At 72.6% G+C, this 20,368-nt stretch carries 17 protein-coding genes and 1 pseudogene; 10 read left to right on the top strand and 8 right to left on the bottom strand.

Annotation, left to right across the window (positions count from 1 at the left end; translation table 11 throughout):
- Positions 1-6: 6 nt before the first annotated feature.
- Together AB0L65_RS40295 and AB0L65_RS40290 are read right to left on the bottom strand one after the other, a co-directional pair.
- Positions 7-3,795 (bottom strand): AAA family ATPase, encoded by a 3,789-nt coding sequence (locus AB0L65_RS40295; protein ID WP_364256982.1) that lies wholly within the window; start codon positions 3,793-3,795, stop codon positions 7-9.
- The gene (locus AB0L65_RS40290) at positions 3,779-4,111 is read right to left on the bottom strand and encodes a hypothetical protein (RefSeq protein ID WP_364256979.1); all 333 of its coding nucleotides are present in this window, start codon (positions 4,109-4,111) and stop codon (positions 3,779-3,781) included. The genes AB0L65_RS40295 and AB0L65_RS40290 overlap by 17 nt, the downstream gene beginning before the upstream one ends.
- Before the next feature lie 55 nt (positions 4,112-4,166).
- Between AB0L65_RS40290 and AB0L65_RS40285 the strand changes: the two are divergent.
- Positions 4,167-4,556 (top strand): annotated as a pseudogene (locus tag AB0L65_RS40285) (hemerythrin domain-containing protein); the annotation flags it as partial.
- 80 nt (positions 4,557-4,636) lie between these two features.
- Here AB0L65_RS40285 and AB0L65_RS40280 read toward each other — a convergent pair.
- Complete coding sequence (locus tag AB0L65_RS40280) at positions 4,637-5,425, bottom strand: winged helix-turn-helix domain-containing protein (RefSeq protein WP_364256976.1); 789 nt, start codon at positions 5,423-5,425, stop codon at positions 4,637-4,639.
- A 309-nt stretch (positions 5,426-5,734) separates the two neighbouring features.
- Here AB0L65_RS40280 and AB0L65_RS40275 point away from each other — a divergent pair, with 309 nt between their 5' ends.
- The 3 genes from AB0L65_RS40275 to AB0L65_RS40265 all read left to right on the top strand — a co-directional run bounded on the left by AB0L65_RS40275 (position 5,735) and on the right by AB0L65_RS40265 (position 8,341).
- Complete coding sequence (locus tag AB0L65_RS40275; RefSeq protein ID WP_364256973.1) at positions 5,735-6,280, top strand: hypothetical protein; 546 nt, start codon at positions 5,735-5,737, stop codon at positions 6,278-6,280.
- Positions 6,281-6,344: 64 nt separating this feature from the next.
- Positions 6,345-7,016 (top strand): response regulator transcription factor, encoded by a 672-nt coding sequence (locus AB0L65_RS40270; protein WP_364256971.1) that lies wholly within the window; start codon positions 6,345-6,347, stop codon positions 7,014-7,016.
- Positions 7,013-8,341, top strand: coding sequence for a HAMP domain-containing sensor histidine kinase (locus tag AB0L65_RS40265; protein ID WP_364256968.1), 1,329 nt, complete (start codon positions 7,013-7,015; stop codon positions 8,339-8,341). The genes AB0L65_RS40270 and AB0L65_RS40265 overlap by 4 nt, the downstream gene beginning before the upstream one ends.
- Before the next feature lie 38 nt (positions 8,342-8,379).
- Here the strand turns inward: AB0L65_RS40265 and AB0L65_RS40260 are convergent, their stop codons facing one another.
- Positions 8,380-9,858: a PucR family transcriptional regulator gene (locus AB0L65_RS40260; RefSeq protein WP_364256965.1), complete on the bottom strand. Its 1,479-nt coding sequence runs from the start codon at positions 9,856-9,858 to the stop codon at positions 8,380-8,382.
- A gap of 122 nt (positions 9,859-9,980) precedes the next feature.
- On the opposite strand from AB0L65_RS40260, the gene AB0L65_RS40255 reads away from it, so the two are divergent.
- The 3 genes from AB0L65_RS40255 (at position 9,981) to AB0L65_RS40245 (ending at position 13,586) form a co-directional block, all read left to right on the top strand.
- Positions 9,981-11,258 (top strand): MFS transporter, encoded by a 1,278-nt coding sequence (locus tag AB0L65_RS40255; RefSeq protein ID WP_364256962.1) that lies wholly within the window; start codon positions 9,981-9,983, stop codon positions 11,256-11,258.
- Positions 11,259-11,267: 9 nt separating this feature from the next.
- Positions 11,268-12,878 carry an amidohydrolase gene (locus AB0L65_RS40250; RefSeq protein WP_364256959.1) on the top strand — a complete coding sequence of 537 codons (1,611 nt, stop codon included), beginning with the start codon at positions 11,268-11,270 and terminating at the stop codon, positions 12,876-12,878.
- A 99-nt stretch (positions 12,879-12,977) separates the two neighbouring features.
- Positions 12,978-13,586 (top strand): Chromate resistance protein ChrB, encoded by a 609-nt coding sequence (locus AB0L65_RS40245; protein WP_364256956.1) that lies wholly within the window; start codon positions 12,978-12,980, stop codon positions 13,584-13,586.
- A gap of 8 nt (positions 13,587-13,594) precedes the next feature.
- Here AB0L65_RS40245 and AB0L65_RS40240 read toward each other — a convergent pair whose 3' ends face one another.
- Genes AB0L65_RS40240 through AB0L65_RS40230 form a run of 3 tightly spaced genes read right to left on the bottom strand, consistent with a single transcriptional unit; the run spans position 13,595 to position 15,438 of the window.
- Positions 13,595-13,807, bottom strand: coding sequence for a hypothetical protein (locus AB0L65_RS40240; RefSeq protein WP_364256953.1), 213 nt, complete (start codon positions 13,805-13,807; stop codon positions 13,595-13,597).
- 2 nt (positions 13,808-13,809) lie between these two features.
- Positions 13,810-14,604: a hypothetical protein gene (locus AB0L65_RS40235; protein WP_364256950.1), complete on the bottom strand. Its 795-nt coding sequence runs from the start codon at positions 14,602-14,604 to the stop codon at positions 13,810-13,812.
- 57 nt (positions 14,605-14,661) lie between these two features.
- Complete coding sequence (locus AB0L65_RS40230; RefSeq protein WP_364256947.1) at positions 14,662-15,438, bottom strand: phytanoyl-CoA dioxygenase family protein; 777 nt, start codon at positions 15,436-15,438, stop codon at positions 14,662-14,664.
- 95 nt (positions 15,439-15,533) lie between these two features.
- Between AB0L65_RS40230 and AB0L65_RS40225 the strand changes: the two genes are divergently transcribed.
- Positions 15,534-16,394, top strand: a complete 861-nt coding sequence (locus AB0L65_RS40225; protein WP_364256944.1) for an AraC family transcriptional regulator — start codon at positions 15,534-15,536, stop codon at positions 16,392-16,394.
- Positions 16,395-16,436: 42 nt separating this feature from the next.
- Positions 16,437-17,699 carry an ABC transporter substrate-binding protein gene (locus AB0L65_RS40220; RefSeq protein WP_364256941.1) on the top strand — a complete coding sequence of 421 codons (1,263 nt, stop codon included), beginning with the start codon at positions 16,437-16,439 and terminating at the stop codon, positions 17,697-17,699.
- A gap of 7 nt (positions 17,700-17,706) precedes the next feature.
- On the opposite strand, the gene AB0L65_RS40215 is transcribed toward AB0L65_RS40220, so the two are convergent.
- Positions 17,707-18,567, bottom strand: a complete 861-nt coding sequence (locus tag AB0L65_RS40215; RefSeq protein WP_364256938.1) for a LuxR C-terminal-related transcriptional regulator — start codon at positions 18,565-18,567, stop codon at positions 17,707-17,709.
- Between the two features lie 85 nt (positions 18,568-18,652).
- On the opposite strand from AB0L65_RS40215, the gene AB0L65_RS40210 reads away from it, so the two are divergent.
- On the top strand, positions 18,653-20,266 hold the full coding sequence (locus tag AB0L65_RS40210; RefSeq protein WP_364256935.1) for an AMP-binding protein: 1,614 nt from the start codon (positions 18,653-18,655) through the stop codon (positions 20,264-20,266).
- Positions 20,267-20,368 lie beyond the last annotated feature (102 nt).

Below are 20,368 nucleotides of genomic sequence, written 5' to 3'. Positions count from 1 at the left end.
GGCGGTTCAGGGGCAGATGAGCCGGTAGGGCTCGTCGGGAACGTAGCGTTCCCACTCGGGCTCGGTCAGCGAACGGGCGGCGACCGCGCAGACCTCGGCCCGCGGGTCGGCGGGCAGGCGGATCTCCCACAGGCGCACCCGGCCCTCCGCCTCGGCGGCGGCCAGCTTGGTGCCGTCGGGGCTGAAGGCGAGCGCGGACACGGTGCCCACATGGTCGCCGACGGGCTCGCCGATCTGCCGCTGGGCGCCCACGTCCCACAGCCGCACGCTGTGGTCGGCGCTCGCGGTGGCGAGCGTCCTGCCGTCGGGGCTGAACGCGACCTCGGACACCGGGCCGGTGTGTCCCTTGAGACCGTCGCCGATCTCGCGCCGCGTCCCGGTGTCCCACAGACGTACGCTCTGGTCGCGGCCGGCCGTGGCGAGCGTCCTGCCGTCAGGGCTGAAGGCCACACTCGGCACGCCGCCTTGGTGGCCGTTCAGAGGCCCGCCCAGAGGACGACGGGTGCGGACGTCCCAGAGCCGGGCGTCTCCCGCGCCGGTGGCGGTCGCCATCATCGCGCCGTCCGGGCTGAAGGCGATGGCGCTCACGCCCCGCGGCGACACGTCGTCGAGGTCCGCCCCCGGCTCGCCGGCACGCAGCTCCTGCCCGCTCTTCCGCAGCGTGCGCACCTCCCACAGCTGGGCCGTCCCATCCGTGCCGCCGGTGGCCAGCAGCGCGCCGTCCGGGCTGAACCGCACCCTGTCGACGCGCGGCCCGTGATCCGTCCGCGGTTCGCCCACCTGCCGTCCGGTGCGCACGTCCCACAGCCGCGCCAGGGCGTCCCAGCTGCCGGTGGCCAGCAGCATGCCGTCGGGGCTGATCGCCACGGACAGGAACCGGCCCCGCGGGTCCCGGATCCGCGGGCCGGTCAGCCGCCTCGTCCCCACGTCCCACACGCGGACCAGTCCGCTCCCGCCGTCGCCCACCAGCTCGATGCCGTAGGCGTCGGCGCTGACCAGCCTGGTGCCGTCCTGGTTGAAGGCGAGCTCGTAGGTGACCTGGCTGCTGCCCTCCATCGGCAGGCCGGGCGAGCGCTGGTTGAGCGTCTCCCACAGCCGCAGGTCGTTGCCGGCGCTGGCCAGGGTCCTGCCGTCCGGGCTGAAGGCCACGGAGTGGACGTCGCCGCTGTGACCCGTCAGGGGGACGCCGATGGCGCGCCGCGTGCCGGTGTCCCACAACCGTACGGTGCCGTCCGAGCCGGCGCTGGCCAGCATCATGCTGTCGGGGCTGAACGTCAGATCGTTGACGGTCGCCGTGTGGCCCAGCATCGGCTCGCCGATGGGCCGCCGCGAGCGCACGTCCCACAGCCGCACCGCGCCGCTGTTGACGGTGGGTGACATCGTGGGATCCCCGTGAGCGCTGGCGAGCGTCTTCCCGTCGGGGCTGAAGGCCACCGCGTAGACGAACATCAGAGGGGTACGCATCGGCGAGCCGATCCGCCGGCCCGAGCGCACGTCCCACAGCAGCACGGTCCCGTCGGGTCCGGCGCCGGCCAGCGTGCTGCCGTCGGGGCTGAAGGCGACACTGGGCACGGAGACGGCGTTGCCGCCGAGCGGGCCGCCGAGCTGCCGGTGCGAGCGCACGTCCCAGAGCCCCACCATCCCGTCCCGGCCGGCGCTGGCCAGCATGGCACCGTCCGGGCTGAACGCCACCGCGCCCACGGTGTCGGTGTGGCCGCGCAGCGGTTCGCCGAGCTGCCGGTGCGAGCGTACGTCCCAGAGCACCGCCGTGCCGTCCGGTTCGACAGTGTCGCGGGGAGCGGCGTGGGCGCTGGCCAGGATCGTGCCGTCCCGGTTGAAGGCCACCGCCGTCCCGGCACCCGGGCCCCGCATGGGCTCGCCGAGCTGCCGGCGGGTGCGCGCGTCCCAGAACCGGATCGCGCCGTCGAGGTCCGTGGTGGCCAGCGTGGTGCCGTCCGGGCTGAACGCCACCCCGGAGACCGGACCGCCCATCACCCCTCGCGCGCCGGTGGCCAGCGCGGCGAGCATGCCGTAGCGGGCCTCGGCCCGCGACTGCGGGCTGCCCGCGAAGCGGGCGGCGGCGACGGCCAGCAGCCCCGCCGTGATCGGGTCGGCCTGCGAGAGCCGCTCGCTCTGGCTGCTGAGCACCCGCGACAGCGCGTCCCTACGCTGGTCGTCGAACCGCCCGCTCAGCTGCCGGGCGATGACCCCCGCGATGAGAACGGTCACCAGCAGCGCGACCGCCACCCTGGCCAGCCGTCTGCTCCGCGCGGCGCGACGGCGTGCCGCCGCGTCGGCGCAGGCGTCGAGGAAGTCGCGCATCGCGGAGGTCGGCGGTGGAAAGCGCCGCCGATGCTCCCGCCAGTGGGCGTCCGCCCGGAGCAGGCCGTCCAGTCTGGTGCCCTGGTAGAGGAAGGCGGGGTCGCGTTCGCTGCGCAGCCATTCCTCGGCGTCGCGGCGGGCCTGGGCGTACAAGGCGCGGTTGTCCAGGTCCTGCGCCAGCCAGGAGGCCAGTCTCGGCCAGGCCGACAGCAGCAGGTCGTGCGCAGGCTCGACGCTGTCGCCGTCGGCGACCATGAGCCGCCTGTCGATGAACGCCCGCAGGACGGCCTGCGCATCGTCGCCGCCGGGCAGCTCCTGGACGGCGACCTTGCGCCGGGCGACGGCGCCGTCGGTGGTGATGGCGGTCAGCTGCTGGAAGATCGGCTGGACCGCCTCCCGCGCCGTCTCGCCGAGCCCGGCGTAGGCGGCCTCCGCGCTGGTCCGCACGGCGTCGGCGAGCCCGCCGGTGGCCGCGTAGCCGAGCCGGGTCAGCGTGCCGCTGTCCTGGTCGCGCCGTTCCCAGGTCAGCAGCATCGCCTGGGACAGCAGCGGCAGCGCGCCCGGCAGCGATCCGGCGTGGGCGCGCAGGTCGTCGAGTATCCGGTCGGTCAGCCCGTTCTCCAGGCTCAAGCCCGCGCGGCCGGCAGGGCCGGTGATGGTGCTGCGCAGCTCCGCCTGGCTCATGGCCGCCACCGTGAACGGCCCGGCGCGCAACGCCGGCACCAGCGGCGGCAGGTCGGCGCACCGGTCCCAGAAGTCGCCGCGCACGCCGATGACGACCAGGCCGGCGGGCCGCCCGTCCGGCCCCGCGGGGGTGCCGGCGATGTCGCCCAGCACGTCCGCGAACGTGCCGGACGCCGCGGAGGCCAGGGTGAACACCTCCTCGAACTGGTCGACGACCAGCAGCAGCCGTCCCATGGAGCCCGCGGCCAGCGCCGCCTGCCGGACCATCAGATGCGCCTGGCCGGGATCCCGGTCCAGCGCGCTCCTGACACCGGCGGGATCGCCGCCGGTCAGCGCGCTCAGCTGGACCGACAGCTCGGTCAGCGGGTCGGCGGTGGGCGTCATCACCAAGGACGGCCAGCGCGCCCATGCCAGGTGCCCGCCCTTCAGGTAGGGCAGCAGCCCGGCACGCAGCAACGAGGACTTGCCCGCTCCCGACGGCCCGGTGACCACCAGCATGCTCGGCGGGTCGAGCCGCCCGGCCAGCATCCCCGCCAGCTGGGCGGTGGCCTGCTCGCGACCGTAGAACACCTCGGCGTCCCGCTCGTCGAACGGCGCCAGCCCTCGGTACGGGCTGCCCCGCCACAGCGGTCCGGGCCGGGCGTTCGGGAAGTGCTGGTGGTACTCGTGGTAGAGCACCGGGCCGATCTTCCCGGTGACCGAGCCGTGCACGATGTTGCCGTGGATGTCGACGTGGTCGCCGCCATAGGCGACCTCTTCGTCCTGGGGGTCCTCATCCGGAGGCGCCATCGATCTTCCCGATCACGTCCCCGTGGACGACGTTGCCGGAGATCTCGATGTGGTCCCCGCCGTACGTACGCGTCGGGGCGGGCCGCGCCCCGGGCTCCGCCACGACCGGCGCCATAGGCGCGGCGCCGCCGGATCGCCGGTCGGCGAGCAGCCCCCAGGCCGACGCCCCCAGCCCTGCCAGCGCGACGAACACCCCGATCACGCTGGCCAGTTTGTCCGCGTCGTCCAGCCCCACCCGAGCGAAGTAGACACCCAGCCCTACCAGGGCCGCCACCCCGAGGCCGGCCCCGCCCCATACCAGCACACCTCTCCGCATACCGGCATCATCGGCCAGCCAGCAAGATCACACAATGTGATGGTGGGATAACCGTATGGAGATGATGAGTCCGCGCCAAGTCGTCGCCAAGGGAGGTCTAAGTCCGGGGGCGCACCCTGGTGGCATCCCCCGATCGAAGGAGCACCCCATGGCCCCCAACATGCTCGGATTCCGCATCACCCACCGCGCCATGCGCGGCGACGCGCGCCGCCTGGCCACGTTGATGAGCGGGCTCGCCGCCGGTGAGGAGCGGGCGGATCCGGCCCGGCTCCACGCCATCGCCACGTTCGCCACCAAGCTGTGCGCCGGCATCCACCATCACCACCAGGCCGAGGACAACGTGCTCTGGCCCGTCATCGTGCGCTCGGCCGGCGCCGAGGTGGACCTGAGCGACCTGAGCGACGACCACGCCGAGCTCGACCCGCTGCTGGCGGAGGTCACCGCCGCCGCTGCCCGGCTCGGCACGGATCGGGCGGCGGCGGGCCGGATGGCCAAGGCCCTGACGACGCTCGCCGACCCCGCCTCTCACGGGCCGCCCGGGCCCAGTGGGGCGAGCCGACCAGTTCCGCGACCTCCTCCGCCCGCGCATAGTGCCGGTCCGGATCCTGGCCCATCAGGCGCGCCAGGTCTCCGAGCAGCAGCGCGACGGGCCCGAGAGTGACGGACCCGCTGTGCATCCCGGCCAGCTCCCCCTCCCACCGCCGCAGGTTGTGGTAGCAGCGGACGGCCACCTCGACGTCCCCCAGCGCGACGGCGGTCTGCGCGCGCAGCCCCTCCCACAGCAGCCAGTAGTAGTCGAGCGACTGGGACGACCCGGGCTGCCAGACCCGCCTGGCGGCCTCCGGCTCGGCCGTGCCGTCGTTGGGCACGTGCTCCCACAGGAAGGCGAGCTCGTCCAGCGAGTCGCGCACGTTGCCGCGGGCCAGCCGCACCACGAACCTGCCCAGTATCCCCAGCGCCTCGGCGTTCGCGCCGCCGCGCTCGGCCATCTGCCGGGAGACCCCGGTGTAGATGGCCTCCGCGGCGTCGAAGTCGCCCTCGACCAGCTTCCGCTGCGCGCCGAAGAGCGTCAGGAGGCGGGCGGTCGGGCTCCAGCGCGCGGCGCAGGTTCGAGACGTAGACCTGGAGGGCGGCCAGTGCTTTGGGCGGCGGCTGGCCCTGCCAAAGGTCGTCGATGAACCGGTCGGCCGACACGACCTGGCCGCCCGCCGCCACCAGGCGCGCGAGCACGGCCCGCTGCCTGGCCGGGCCGAGGTCCACGTGACGGCCGTGCAGGCTGGCCTGGAGCGGTCCGAGAACCTGGATGTCGAGCATGGCACCCCCTGATCTACGGGTCCCCCACCCGACCCGGCGCGCTCGCGCACGACAGTGCGGGAACGGTCCACAGCCGCCAATCATGAGCTATCCACACATATTTGGGCAATCACCAACACTCCGTCATGACGTCCGCTCGGCCATCACCACCACCGACGCCTCCCGCCGGCCGCGCTCACGCCCATGCGCCGCCCCGCCTGCTCTAGGGCGTTTCTAAGGTTCGCCGACGGCTGGGTGAAGGTGGGCCGGGTTGGCTGGCGGCAGCCACCGGGCCGGAGGGGCCGGCCGGTCGGGAGAAGGAGACACGACATGGACCGACGCAAGGCGGGCCTGGCCGCCGGCATGGTGCTGGTGCTGACGCTGGGCGGGTCGGGGGCGCTGGCGGCCTCGTCCGAGCGGGACCCCGCCGACGACCCGTGCGCCAAGGTCGCGGCGTGCACACCTGCCGACGACCCGTGCGCCAAGGCGGCGGCATGCACGCCTGCCGACCTCGCCAAGGCCAAGGCGGCCAAGGCCGCGGAACTCGACGGCAAGTGCTCGCCCGACGTGACGAAGCCCGATGTGACGAAGCAGGACATGAAGAAGCAGGAGCATCCCGTCGAGAAGGGGATGCTGGCCAAGGCGCTGGCGGCCTCGCTGGGCGTCGGGCTCGACCGGGCGACCGCCGCCGAGGAGGAACTGAACCTCCTCAGCCAGAAAGGCGGGATAAATCCGAAATCACCGGAGTTCGCCGCGATAGCCGAGCGCCTGGGCGTGTCGGCGGAGCGGCTGCTCCAGGCGCTGACCGACTTCAAGCGGTCCTTCGTACAGGAAAAGGAGATCAGGCCGGACGCCGTCAAGACCCCGGGATCCTGACCGCCCGGCCGTCAGCAGGCGCTCAGGGGTGGGCGGCGGCGGGCATGGCGAGGAGAGTGGGATCATGCACGTCCTTGTGGCCGACGACGACGAGGCGGTGCGCCGTTCGCTGACGCGCGCGCTCGCCCGTGAGGGCTATCACGTGAGCACCGCCGCCGACGGCCTGCGCGCCCTGGAGGCGGCCGGCGGCGGGCGGCAGGACGCGGTGGTGCTGGACATCATGATGCCCGGCCTGGACGGGCTGGAGGTGTGCCGCCGCCTGCGCGCCGGCGGCGACCGCACGCCGATCCTGATGCTCACCGCCCGCGACCTGGTCGCCGACCGGGTCGCGGGGCTGGACGCCGGGGCCGACGACTACCTGGTCAAGCCGTTCGCGCTGGAGGAACTGCGGGCCCGCCTGCGCGCGCTGCTGCGGCGCAGCGGCGCGGCCGAGGAGGTGCTGCGCTTCGCCGACCTGGAGCTGGACACCGCCGCCTGCCGGGCCGTCCGCGGCGCGCGGGTGCTCGACCTGACCAGGACCGAGTACACGCTGCTGAAGGTGTTCCTGCGCAACCCGAACCGGGTGCTGAGCCGCGGCGTGATCTTCGACGCGGTCTGGGGGTACGACTTCGGCCCGTCGTCCAACGCGCTGTGGGTCTACATCAGCTACCTGCGGGCCAAGCTGGAGGCCGGGGGCGAGCCGCGGCTGATCCAGACGGTGCGCGGGCTGGGGTACGTGCTGCGGGAGGAGCCGTGACGCTGCGGACCAGGGTCGCCCTGGCCGGGGCGGCCGTGGTGGCGGCGGCCCTGCTGATCGCCTCGCTGGTGGTCTATCCGGCGATGGCGAGCGGGCTGGGCGGCCAGCACGACGGCGAGCTGGTGCTGGCCGCCGGGCAGGCGCCCCAGCTGCTGGCCTCGTTCAAGGCCACCCGCGCGCCCCTGCCGGATTATCCGGTCTCCGTGGGCAACACGCTGCTGCAGTTCTTCCCGCCTCCCGTGCAGCCGGGGCCGACCACCGGTTTCGTCCCGCTCTCCGACAGGGACACCGGGGTCGCGTGGGGCAAGCTCCCGTCGTACTTCCAGGAGGTGAGCTACGGCGGGGCGCGCTACCGCGTCTACACGGCTCCGCTGGGCCAGGTCGATCAGGCGCTGGTACGCACCGCGTTCCCGCTCGACCGGGACGACGACACGCTGAACAGCCTGAAGCTCCTGCTGGGGGCGCTGATCCTGGGCGGCGCGCTGATCGCCGGGATGGGGGCGCGGCTGCTCGCCGGGCGGGTGCTGCGCCCCATCGGCCGCCTGACCGAGGTGGTCGAGCACGTCACCGCCACCCGTACGCTCACCGCGGGCGGGCTCGACGGCAGCGGGCGCGACGAGGTCGCCCGGCTGGCCCGCTCGTTCACCACGATGACCGGCGCGCTGAACGAGTCCCTGCTGGCCCAGCGGCGCCTGGTCGCCGACGCCTCGCACGAGCTGCGCACCCCGCTGACCAGCCTCATCACCAACCTCGAGCTGCTGGGCGAGGGGCGCGGCACCGCCGACCCGCAGGCCCCGGCCCTGGTCCACGAGGCCCGCGCGCAGGCCGGCGAGCTACGGGTGCTGGTCAACGACCTGGTGGAGCTGGCCAGGTACGGCGACGTCCAGATCCACACCGAGGACGTCCGCCTCGACCTGGTCGCGGAGCGCGTGATCGCCAGGGCGCGGGGGCGGGCGCCGCACGTCCTGCTGCGGGGCGAGCTGGCCGAGTGCCTGGTCCACGCCGATCCCGACGCCGTCGAACGCGCCGCCGCCAACCTGGTCGACAACGCGATCAAGTGGAGCCCGCCGGGTGGGGAGGTGCTGGTCGAGGTGGCCGCGACCGGCGCGCTGTCGGTCGCCGACCAGGGACCCGGCATCGCCGCCGAGGACCTGCCGTTCGTCTTCGACCGCTTCTACCGCGCCAAGGCGGCCCGCTCGCTGCCCGGCTCGGGGCTGGGGCTGGCCATCGTGCGCCAGATCGCCGAGGCACACGGCGGCACGGTCCGCGCCGAGCCCCTCGCCCGGGGCATCCGCCTCGTCCTGTCCCTCCCCCTCGCCACCTGATCACCCGCCCGCCCTGAAGGAACGCCCGGCCATGGGCTCTAGCCGGGAGGCACGAGGTCGCCGAGGGAGAGGGCCAGCCAGAGCTGGAGCCGGTGCCCGGGGTCGGTGAGGGGGCGGCCCGAGACGCGTTCGGCGACGGCCAGGCGGCGGCGCAGGGTGTTGCGGTGCACGCCCAGCCGCCGCGCGGCCGTCTCCAGGTTCGACCCCGCCTCCAGGTACGCGCGGAGCGAGTCGACCAGGTCGCCGCCGTGCCGCGCCTCGTACTCGCGCAGCGGGCGGAGCGCGGCGGCGGCGAAGCGGTGCGCGGCGTCGGGCACGAAGGCGTCCCTGAGCAGCGCGGACGCCTCGAGGTCGTCGACGTGGAGATAGCCGTCGCCCCGGGCGGCCAGGGTGGCGGCGTGCCGGACCGCCGAGGGGAGCTCGTCCAGGCCGAGCGCCCGGCAGCCGCCGCCCGGCACGCCCAGCCGCGCGCACAGCTCCGTACCCCACCGGGGCGTTCGTTCCGGCAGCACGAACACCGTGCCCTCCGGCCGGGCGCATACGAGGGCCGGCTCCTCGGCGTCCTCCGCCACCTCCTCCAGCGCCTCGATCGCCGCCTCCGGCGGGACCGGCGCCGCCGTCACGACCACCTCGTACGGCGGCGCCGCTACCGGGCACAGCTCGCCGAGCTGGCGCGGCGACAGCCCGCCGTCGAGCACGGCGGCCAGCAGCGCGCCCCGCTGGGCGTGCGCCTTGGCCCGGCCGGCCCGCACGCCGAGCAGTTCCATGGCGAGCAGGCAGGCGGCCTGGTTGGCCAGCATCCTGGCGTGCCACTCCAGCGGCGAGCCCGTGCACACCGCCAGCCAGCCGGTCGGCGGCCCGGAGAAGCCGAGGCTCTGCACCTGGACGGCCTGGATGCCGTCGTCCAGCACGCCCGCGCTCAGCCGGGCCGCGCCCCGCGCCATCTCCAGGGCCCGGGCGTGCCAGGGCCGCTCCCCCTCCGGCGTGGCCGCCCTGGGCTTGCCCTGCGGGTCCAGCAGCAGGGACTCACCGCCGGTGTGCTCGGCCAGGGCACGCAGGATGCCCGAGGTGCCCGACAGCAGCGCGGCCCGCGCCATGGCCTCCTGGGCGGCGACGACCCGCCGCTCACCGCGTACGCGCTCGTCGGCGTGCCACCGGGCGACGGCCTCGGTCACCGCGATGAACGGGGTCAGGATCTCCAGCACCGGTAGCCCCTGGACGTCGGCGGCGGCCAGCACCTCCTCCGGCACGGCCGTCACGGCCTCGCCGAGCGCGAAGGCGAGCCCGGCGCAGCCCGCCCCCGACAGCCGCTCGACGTACGCCTGCAGCCCGGCGGGGTCGTCCGGCAGGCCGAGTCCGATGGTCATCACCAGCTCGCCCCCGCGCAGCCACGGCACGGGGTCGGCCAGCTCGGACACGTGCGCCCAGCGGACCACGCGCGACAGGCCGGCGCGCCCGGCCAGCAGCCGCATGCGCATGCCGGGCAGGGTCATGGCCTGGGCGACGGTCAACGCCATGGGTGTTCCTCAGGGCTGTGCATACCGCACTCTAATTCACCGCCGGTGGTGCGTTTCGTCCCGGCCCCCCTCCGGCTGACCTGCGCTTATCGTCGTCGCACCCCCTGAGACCCGGAGGATCCATGAATCGCGCCACCCGGGCGGCCGGCGCCGCCTTCGTCGGGACCACGATCGAGTGGTACGACTTCTACGTCTACGCCACGGCGGCCGCGCTGCTCTTCGACGACCTGTTCTTCCCCAACGCCTCCAGTCCCACGGTGGCGCTCATGGCGTCCTTCGCCACGTACGCGGTCGGCTTCTTCGCCAGGCCGCTCGGCGGCATCGTGTTCGGCCACTTCGGCGACCGGGTCGGCCGGAAGTCGGCGCTGGTGGTCACGCTGCTCATGATGGGCGGCGCGACCTTCGCCGTGGGCCTGCTGCCCACGTACGCGTCGATCGGCACGCTCGCCCCCGTGCTCCTGGTGCTGCTCCGCTTCGTGCAGGGGCTGGCGGTCGGCGGCGAGTGGGGCGGGGCCGCGCTGATGGCGGTCGAGCACGCGCCCGCGGGCAAGAAGACCTTCTACGGCGGTTTCGCCCAGCTCGGCAACCCGGCGGGCGCGCTGCTGGCCACGGGCGCGTTCAGCCTGATGACCCTGTTCGGCGACGACGCGCTGCACTCGTGGGGCTGGCGGGCGCCGTTCATCGTCTCGGCCGTGCTGGTGCTGGTGGGCCTGTTCATCCGGCTCCGCGTCGAGGAGTCGCCCGTCTTCGAGGAGACCGAAAAGACCGGGGTGCCGATCAAGGAGGTCTTCCGCACGTCGTGGCGGTCGGTCCTGTTCGGCATCGGGACGCTGCCGGTCGCCATCGGCGGCTACTACATCCTCACCACGTTCCTGCTGTCGTACGCCACGGGCCCGTCGGTCGGCGAGACCGAGCAGCTCATCCTGAACGGCCTGAGCTTCGCCGCGTTCGTGGAGCTGGTCGCCACGCTCGGCATCGCCTGGATGGGCGACAAGTTCGGCGGGCGCAAGGTCGCCATCTGGTTCCTGATCGCCACGGCGGTGCTGGCGGTGCCGCAGTTCGCGGTGCTCGGCACGCACAGCACGTTCCTGATCTTCCTGATGCTCGGCGTGATGCGGCTGGCCACCTCGGGCACGTACGGGCCGATGGCGGCGATCCTGTCCGAGATGTTCCCGCCGCAGGTCCGCTACACGGGGATCTCGCTCGCCTACCAGGGCGCCGGCGCGATCTTCGGCGGCCTGTCGCCGCTGGCCGCCACCGCCCTCGTCGGCGCGTACGGCGGCGCCGCGTGGCCGGCCGTGGCGCTGCTGGTCGCCATGTGCGCGCTCAGCGTGCTCTGCCTGGCCGTGGCGCCCCGTCACCGCGACCACGCGCCGGCCGCTCCGATCACCACCGAATAGGAGAGTGCATTGTCCACCACCGTCATCACCGGCGGGAACGTCATCACCATGGACCCCTCGAACCCCTACGCGGGGGCCGTGGCCGTCCGCGACGGCCGCGTCCTGGCCGTGGGGCGCGAGGAGGACGTCCTCGCCCAGGCGGGCCCGGGGGCCGAGGTCGTGCGGGCAGGCGGGCGCAGCGTGCTGCCCGGCTTCATCGACCCGCACAACCACCTGCTGTCCACCGCGGAGACGCTGGTGGCGGTGGACGCGCGCTACCCGGCCGTGGGCAGCGCCGCCGACCTGGTCGCCGCCGTCGCCGCCGAGGCCGCCAGGACCCCGGCTGGCCAGTGGATCCGGGCGTACGGGATGGACGACGCCAAGTACCCCGGCGGGCGGCCGACCCGGCGGCAGCTCGACGAGGCCACCACCGAGCACCCGGTGATCGTCTACCACGTGTCCGGGCACCAGGCGGTGGTCAACTCGGCCGCGCTGTCCTGGCGCGGCATCGGCGACGACGTGGCCGACCCGGCGGGCGGCGCGTTCGTACGCGACGAGGGCGGGCGGCTGACCGGCATGGTGCTGGACTCGGCGATGGAGCTGCTCCTGCCGGTGGCCGTGGACATCGGCTGCCACGGCCCGAACTTCCACGTCGACCTGCCCCTGGAGCAGCTGCGGTCGTGGCTGGAGCTGGCCGGGGAGACGTACCTGCGGGCCGGGGTGACGACCGTGTGCGACCCGCAGGTCTCGCGGCGCGAGCTGCTGGTCTACCGGTCCGCCTGGGAGGCGGGCACGCTGCCGGTGCGTACGGCGGTCATGCCGCTGTCGCACATGCTGGACGAGCTGTCCTCGATCGGCCTGGCGGGCCCGTTCGGCGACGACCGGCTGCGGTTCGGCGCGATGAAGTTCTACTGCGACGGCACGCTGCTGGGCGGCACGGCGATGTTCGACGAGCCGTACGGCGAGGGCTTCACCGGCTCCCTCTACCACCAGCCCGAGCAGCTCGTGGACCTCGTACGGCGGGCCGCGACGGCGGGCTGGCAGATCGGCATCCACACCCAGGGTGACCGGGCCATGGGCTACTCCCTCGAAGCGATCAAGGCCGCGGTGGCGGTGTCCGGCGACGACGCCCGGCCCAGGATCGAGCACTGCGGTCACCCGACGCCCGCCCAGGTCAGGGAGTTCGCCGCGCTCGGCGTGATCCCGGTCAACCAGCCCAACTTCCTGTACGACAGCGGCACCGACTTCGTGCGCCGGCTCGGCGAGCGGCGGGCGCACCGGCTGCAGCCGATCCGCGAGGAGCTGGACGCGGGGCTGCGCCCGGTGCTGTCCAGCGACTCGTTCGTCTCCTCGCTGCGGCCCATGGAGACGGTGTCGAACGCGGTGCGCCGCCGCACCAGGGAGGGCGGCCCGATCGGGGCGGAGCAGGCGATCACCCTGGAGGAGGCGCTGCGCGCGCACACGATCGACGCGGCGTACGCGCTGCGCATGGAGGACCGGATCGGGTCGCTCACGCCCGGCAAGCTCGCCGACGTGGTGGTCCTGGACGGCGACGTCCGGAGCCTGCCCGCGGACGCGCTGTCCGGCGTGGACGCGTGGCTGACCATGCTCGACGGGAACATCGCCTACCGCGCGGGATAGCCCTCTGGCGGGCCGGCTTATGGGGCGCGCCGGCTTATGGGGCGGCCCGGCGCCGGGCGCGGATACGATCGAGTGGTCCCGTTCGGAGGAGGAGGCGCGGTGCCGGGCACGGAGGAGGCGAAGGGCGGCGAGCCACAGGCCGCCGGGCCGGGCAAGCCTGTCACCTGGCTCATGCTGATCTACCGGGTGCCCACCGAGCCGACCAGGCTCCGGGCCGCGGTCTGGCGCAAGCTGCGCAACCTCGGCGCCGTCTATCTGCAGAACTCCGCGGCTGCCGCGCCGCGCACGCCGCAGAGCGAGCGGGCCCTGCGGGCGCTGCGCAGCGAGATCGTCGAGTCGATGTCCGGCCAGGCGTTCCTGGTCAGCACCTCGTCGGTCATCGGCGAGTCCGACCTGGTCGCGCTCTACAACGCCGCCCGCGACGACGAGTACGAGGAGATCCTCGACAAGTGCGCCGACTTCCACGAAGAGGTGGCCAAGGAGGTGCGGGCCAAGCACTTCACCTACAGCGAGCTCGAGGAGAACGAGGAGGATCTCACCAAGCTCAGGGGCTGGTTCGAGAAGGTCACGGTCCGCGACGTCCTGGGCGCGGCCCGGCGCAAGGAGGTCGTCAAGGCGCTCGACGACTGCGCGCGGACGCTGGAGGAGTTCGCCGCCTCGGTCTACGAGGCCGAGGACACCGCGATCTTCCAGCACGGCGCCGGGTGAGCGCCGGGCTATCTGTCGCGCACGTCGATCCCCAGCGCGATGGCGAAGGCCGCCATCAGGCAGACGCCGAGCACCGGCGTGAGCACCGCTGACGGCGGCCCGAACGCCAGCAGCACCACCGTGCCCAGGCCCAGCGTGATGACCACGGCGACGGCGATCTTCCAGTCGTCGCCGACGATCAGGTCGTACCAGAACTGCCCGAATCCTCGGATGAACCCCATGTCTAGCTCCCGGAAGTAGTCGGCACGGCCCCAGGCCGCGCCATGGACGGACGCCTGAGCGCGCGCACCATCAGGCGCGACAGCCCGTACCAGGCGGCGATGAGCACCAGGATCGCCAGGTCGGCGCCCGGCCACTCCAGGCTCTCGCGGCCGGCGGTGAAGATGCCGAGCCCCTCGACCGACCAGTACGTGCCGAAGCCGGCCAGCAGCAGGCCGACGCCGTACTTGAGGGTGTTCTCCGGTACCTTCGACAGCGGCCCCCTGACGGCGACGCCCACGACGAGCACGAGGAGCACGCCGACCACGGCCGCCGCGATCGCCACCGGCAGGTTGCCGGCGCTCAGGCCGAAGGTGATCACGATGAAGACCACCTCGACGCCTTCGAGGAAGACCCCCTTGAAGCTGATCATGAACGAGAACCAGTCGAGGCCCTTGGCGTTGACCTCGCCCGCGCCCTTGGCGGCGGCCACCTCCTCGGCGAAGATCTGGTCCTCGTCGTGCATGGCCTTGCGCCCCGACGACCTCAGGATCGCCTTGCGCAGCCACTGCAGGCCGAAGATCAGCAGCAGGGAGCCGATCGCGAGCTGCAGCGCCGCCTCCGGCAGCCAGGTCGCCAGGGCGTAGCCGGCGGCTCCGGTGAAGGCGGCCAGGGCCACGAGGGCCGCCGCCACGCCCATGAGCGTCGATCGCCAGCTCCGCGTCATGCCCATCGCCATGACGATCGTGAGCGCTTCGACCATCTCCACGATCGAGGCCAGCAGCACCGCCGCGCCCAGGCCCCATGCAGCCGCAGTCATCGGCCCCACATCCTTCCGTTGCGCAAAGAATGTAACAGCCGTTAGTTTGCCCACATGTCACTGGATATGTCTACGCGGTGCGGCGAAGGGCATGTGCTCGCCCTCCACGTACGCGGGGAACGGCTGGTAGACGTTCACGCCCGGGTCCCCGCGGAACAGCAGGGCCGAGACGAACGGCTGCTCCTCGCTGGTGATCCGGGTCGAGGTCGGGATGTAGCGGATGGTCAGGCCGCAGCGGCGGCGCGGCGAGGTGTTGGCGTTGGAGGCGTGCAGGATGTTGGGGTGGTGGACCTCCACGTCGCCGGCCGCCAGGACGAGGTCCACGGCCTGTGACTCGTCCACCGTCACCGCGCTCTCCGAGCCGAGCACGTTGTCGATGTCGTCGCGCTGCCGCAGCTCGTGCAGGTCCTGCCGGTGCGAGCCGGGGATCACGCGCAGGCAGCCGTTCTCCGTCGTGGCCTCGTCCACGGCCAGCCAGAGCGTGACCACGCGCATCGGCTCCAGCGGCCAGTACGCGCCGTCCTGGTGCCACAGGACCGGCTTGCCGGAGAAGGGCGGCTTGCTGATGTAGTGCGAGGCGAACAGCGCGATGTCGGAGCCGACGAAGAGCTCGGCGATGTCCAGCAGCCGGTCGTCGCCGACCAGCCGCACCCAGAAGGGGTCGCGGACGACCAGCTCGGTGCCCAGGTCCTCGCCGTTCAGGTCGGGGTGCCTGGCCTGGAGCCAGGCGACGTGCTCGCTCGCCTCGGCGATCAGGTCGCGGTCGAGGACGTCACGGAAGATCGTGTAGCCGTCGCGGTCGTAGTCCTGAAGGGTCCGGTCGACTCTCACCATGCGCTCCTTGTGAGGGTGGGGCGTCACTCGGATTCTTCGGTCTTCGCGGGACGGGTTACTAGTAATCACCGCTCCACAAGTATTAATTTCCTGACATGCCGACCGTCCTGCGCTGGGTCGAGTTCGCGGCCGGCCTGCCGTACCACGCGGCCCTGGTGCCGGTGAAGGGTGGCCGCAGGGACCGCCCGGAGCCGCACTCCCACGCCGACTTCCACGAGCTGGTCTTCGTGACCGCGGGGGCGGGGGTGCAGCGGGTCGGCGAGGTGGAGCAGCCGCTGCGCGCCGGGGGCGTGGTGCTGGTACGGCCGCACGACCGGCACGAGTTCGCCTCGGCCGACGGCATGCGCTTCGTCAACATCGCCTTCCCGAGCGAGCGCTGGCGGGCCTTCGCCGACCTGGCGGGGCTGGCGGGACCGGCGGACTGGGACCGCCGGGACCTTCCGCTGTCGGCCCGCGCCGACCTGGACGGGCCGGTGGCGGCGGAGTTCGGCCGCCTGCTGGCCGCCTACTCCGGCGTGCCCCGCGTGCTCGACCTGGTCGGACTGCTGACCGCGGTCGTCCCGCTGCTGGAGGGCGCCGACGGGACGGCCGTGGACCGGCGGCCCGGCTGGCTGGTCTCGGCCTGCGTCGCGATGCGGCGCGAGGAGAACCTGCGCGAGGGCCTGCCCCGGCTGCAGTCCCTCGCCGCCGTCAGCCCGGGGCATCTGGCCCGCTCGATGCGCAGGCACTACGGGTGCACGCCGATCGGGTTCGTGGTCGGGCGGCGGCTGGAACACGCCGCCCTGCTGCTGACCACGACGACGGAGGGCATCGGCCGGATCGCCCAGCGCTGCGGCTTCTCCGGCCAGTCGTATTTCGGCCGGCTCTTCCAGGAGCGGTACGGCATGGCCCCGCGATGTTACCGGGAGGTTACGCGGCGAGCCGTCGTCCCTCTGGACAGCCAAGATATCAAGTGATTAGATGACTTAATCCCCCCAAGATCGAAGAGGAGGCCGGGCATGATCCGGTCACTTGGTGTAGCCGCCGTCATCTGCCTCGCTATCACCGCCTGCTCCTCCGGCGGGTCCGCGCCCAAGCAGGCCGCCGGCAAGACGGAGCTGAAGCTCTACAACGACAAGGGCGCCTGGAGCAAATACTTCGACGAGATGGGCAGCCTGTCCAAGCAGCAGATCGGCCTGTCCATGAAGCCGGTCGGCTACACCGACGAGCCGACGTACCAGGCGTTCATCAAGGCGTCGTTCCGCACGGACGTGAAGCCCGACCTGTTCACCTGGACGACGGGCGGGCGGCTGGCCGAGATCGTCGCGCAGAAGCAGGTCTCCGACACGACCGCCATCTGGCAGGAGGCGATCAAGAACGGCGACCTGTCCGCCGACCTGGCCAAGTACTACACGGTGAGCGGCAAGCAGTACTGCGTGCCGCTGAACGCGGCGTACTGGGGCATGTTCTACAACAAGAGCGTCTTCGACAAGTACCAGCTCAAGCCGCCGGCGACGTGGGACGAGCTGGTCAAGGTCGCCGAGACGCTGAAGAAGAACGGCGTCAAGGCCTTCTACCACACCAGCGTGCTGTTCTCCTTCGTCTGGTTCGAGCAGCTCCTGGCCGGCACCGACCCCGACCTCTACGACCGCCTCTCGGCAGGTCAGGCGAAGTACACCGACCCCGGCGTGGTCGACGTGATGAAGCGGTGGAAGTCGATGATCGACGCCGGCTACTTCAACAACCCCGGCGACAAGACCGACCCGGGCGACGTGCTCAAGACCGGCAAGGCCGCGATGGTGTCGTTCGGCACGTGGTTCAACACGAGCATGACGCAGCGCGACATGAAGGCGGGCGCCGACTACGGCTTCTTCGTCATCCCGAACGTCAACCCCGCGCTGCCCAAGACCTCGATGATCTTCGAGAGCGGCCCGCTCTGCTCGCTGGCCAAGGCGCCCGACCCCGACGCGAGCACCAAATACCTCAAGTGGTGGGTGAGCTCGTCCGCCCAGGAGAAGTGGGCCACGGCCAGGGGCGACGTGTCGGCCAACCCCAAGGTCGCCATCGCCGACCAGGCCATCGCCGAGGTCAGCAAGGCCGCGGGCAGCGGTGACTACCGCCTGGTGAACCGCTACTTCGAGGCCACCCCGCCCCCGGTGCTCACCGCCGCGCTGGACGGCTTCGGCGCCTTCGTCGTCAAGCCGGACACCTACCAGAAGGTCCTGACGGACATCCAGGCCGCCGCCGACGAGTACTGGAGCACGCACCCGCAGGGCAACTGAGCGCCGGTCAGGGCAGGAAGCCGCGGTGGCGGGCGGCGATCACCGTCTCCATGCGGGTGTGCGTCCCCAGCTTGCGCATCGCGTTGCGCAGGTAGCTCTTGACCGTCTCGGCCCGGATCCCGAGCCTCTCCCCGGTCTCCGCGTTGCCGCAGCCCACGGCGACCAGGGCGAGGACGTCGAGCTCGCGCGGCGACAGCGGGCTCGGCCGCGCCGGGGTCCGGCCGTCCGGGTGGGCCAGCCGGTCGCACACGTCCTGGAGCCGGGCCCGGAGCCCGGCATCGGCGACGTCCTGGGTGATGGCCCTGAGCTGGGCGTGCGCCTGGCGGACCGCCTCCCACTCGCCGACGGACGGCGACTCGCGGGCGGCCCGGGTGATCGCCGCGGTCTCCATCTCGGCCAGCCGCCGCTCCACCTCCCGCCTGACGGCCAGCTCGAAGCCCACCCGCGCGGCGACCTGGGTCATGGCGTCCACCACGCGGTCGCTGATCGACAGGGGCTCGCGGATCCCGCCGTACAGGACGCCGGACACGCCGCCGTCCACCGTGACCGGCACCGCCGCGATGGCCCGCAGCCCCTCGGCGATCACCGGTTTGTCGTACTCGTGGCTGATGCGCGGGTCGGCGGCGTAGTCGTCGACGGTGCCGGGGCGCGCGGTGGTGATCACCCGGCCGCCGAGCCCGTTGCCCGCGCCGACGACCAGGCCGCGCAGCGCGCCGGTCAGGGTTCCGCTGAACTCCGTCAGCGTCACGCCGAGCGAGCGGGACCCCACCACGCCGCCGAACACGACCGGCAGGCCCGTCGCCCGGCGCAGCCGGCCGACGGCGGTCTGGAACGCCTCACGATCGATGGGCGCGTACGGTGCGGCCATGGGTCCAGCATGGACGAGGCCCATGGCGGAGAGCCACCCCCGAAAGGGGGTGGTGCGGGGCGGTGGGCGGGGGAATTCTCCGTTCATGGCTGACGCACTGCTCTCGTACGCCTCGGGCGTGTCCGGGGTCCCCCTGCTGGGCGAGACGATCGGCGAGAACTTCGAGCGCGCCGTGGCGCGGTTCGGCGAGCGCGAGGCGCTGGTGGACGTGGCGGCCGGGCGCCGCTGGACGTATGCGCAGCTCGACGCCGCCGTGAACGAGGTGGCGCTCGGCCTGCTGGCCCGCGGCATCGGCAAGGGCGACCGGGTCGGCATCTGGGCGCCCAACTGCGCCGAATGGGTGCTCGTCCAGTACGCCACCGCCAAGATCGGCGCGATCCTGGTGAACGTCAATCCCGCGTACCGGGCCCACGAGCTGGCCTACGTCGTCAAGCAGTCGAGCATGCGGCTGCTCGTCAGCGCGGTCACGCACAAGAGCAGCGACTACCGGGCGATGATCGACGAGATCGGGTTCGGGGAGGCGGTGTTCATCGGCGGGCCCGGCTGGGACGAGCTGGTCGAGAGCGGCAGGCGCGCCGACCCGGCCCTGCTGGCGGAGCGGGCGGCGCGGCTGACGTTCGACGACCCGATCAACATCCAGTACACCTCGGGCACGACCGGCTTCCCCAAGGGCGCCACGCTGTCCCACCACAACATCCTCAACAACGGTTACTTCGTCGGCGAGCTGCTCGGCTACACCGAGGCCGACCGGGTGTGCCTGCCGGTGCCGCTCTACCACTGCTTCGGGATGGTCATGGGCAACCTCGGCGCGACCTCGCACGGCTCGTGCATTGTGCTGCCCTCGCCGGGGTTCGACCCGGAGGCGACGCTGAGCGCCGTGCAGGCCGAGGGGTGCACGTCCCTGTACGGGGTGCCGACGATGTTCATCGCCGAGCTGGCCTTGCTGACCGGGTCCGGAAATTTCGATCTTTCGACGCTCAGAACGGGCATCATGGCCGGATCCCCGTGCCCCGTCGAGGTCATGAAACGCGTCGTCAGCGAGATGAACATGACCGAGGTCGCCATCTGCTACGGCATGACCGAGACCTCACCCGTGTCCACGATGACCCGCCGCGACGACGGCCTGGCCCGCCGCACCGAGACCGTCGGCCGGGTCATGCCGCACATCGAGGTCAAGGTCGTCGACCCGGAGACCCGGCTGGCGCTCCCCCGCGGCGTGCCGGGCGAGCTGTGCACCCGCGGCTACTCGGTCATGCTCGGCTACTGGGCCCAGCCCGACGCCACGGCCGAGGCCATCGACGCCGCCCGCTGGATGCACACCGGCGACCTGGCCACCATGGACGCCGACGGCTACGTCAGCATCGTGGGCCGCATCAAGGACATGGTGATCCGCGGCGGCGAGAACATCTACCCGCGCGAGATCGAGGAGTTCCTCTACGGCCACCCGGACGTCGCCGACGTGCAGGTGATCGGGGTGCCCGACGAGAAGTACGGGGAGGAGCTGATGGCCTGGATCGTCATGCGGCCGGGCGTCGAGCCGCTGACGGCCGAGCGGGTCAGGGAGTTCTGCGCGGGCCGCCTGGCCCACTACAAGATCCCCCGGTACGTGCACGTGGTGGACGCGTTCCCCATGACGGTCACCGGCAAGATCCGCAAGGTGGAGATGCGCGAGAGGGCCGCCGGCATCCTCGGCACCTGACAGCCGGACCGGCTCCGCGGTCGGGAGAAACCACGGAGCCGGCCCAGAATGCGCGTCGTCACGGCGAGCGACCCGTGAGCCTTCACTACCGGCCATGACGGA

This window comes from Nonomuraea sp. NPDC052116 (assembly GCF_040680035.1).
Lineage (GTDB): Bacteria > Actinomycetota > Actinomycetes > Streptosporangiales > Streptosporangiaceae > Nonomuraea > Nonomuraea angiospora_A.
This window is presented reverse-complemented; position numbering and strand designations above follow the sequence as displayed.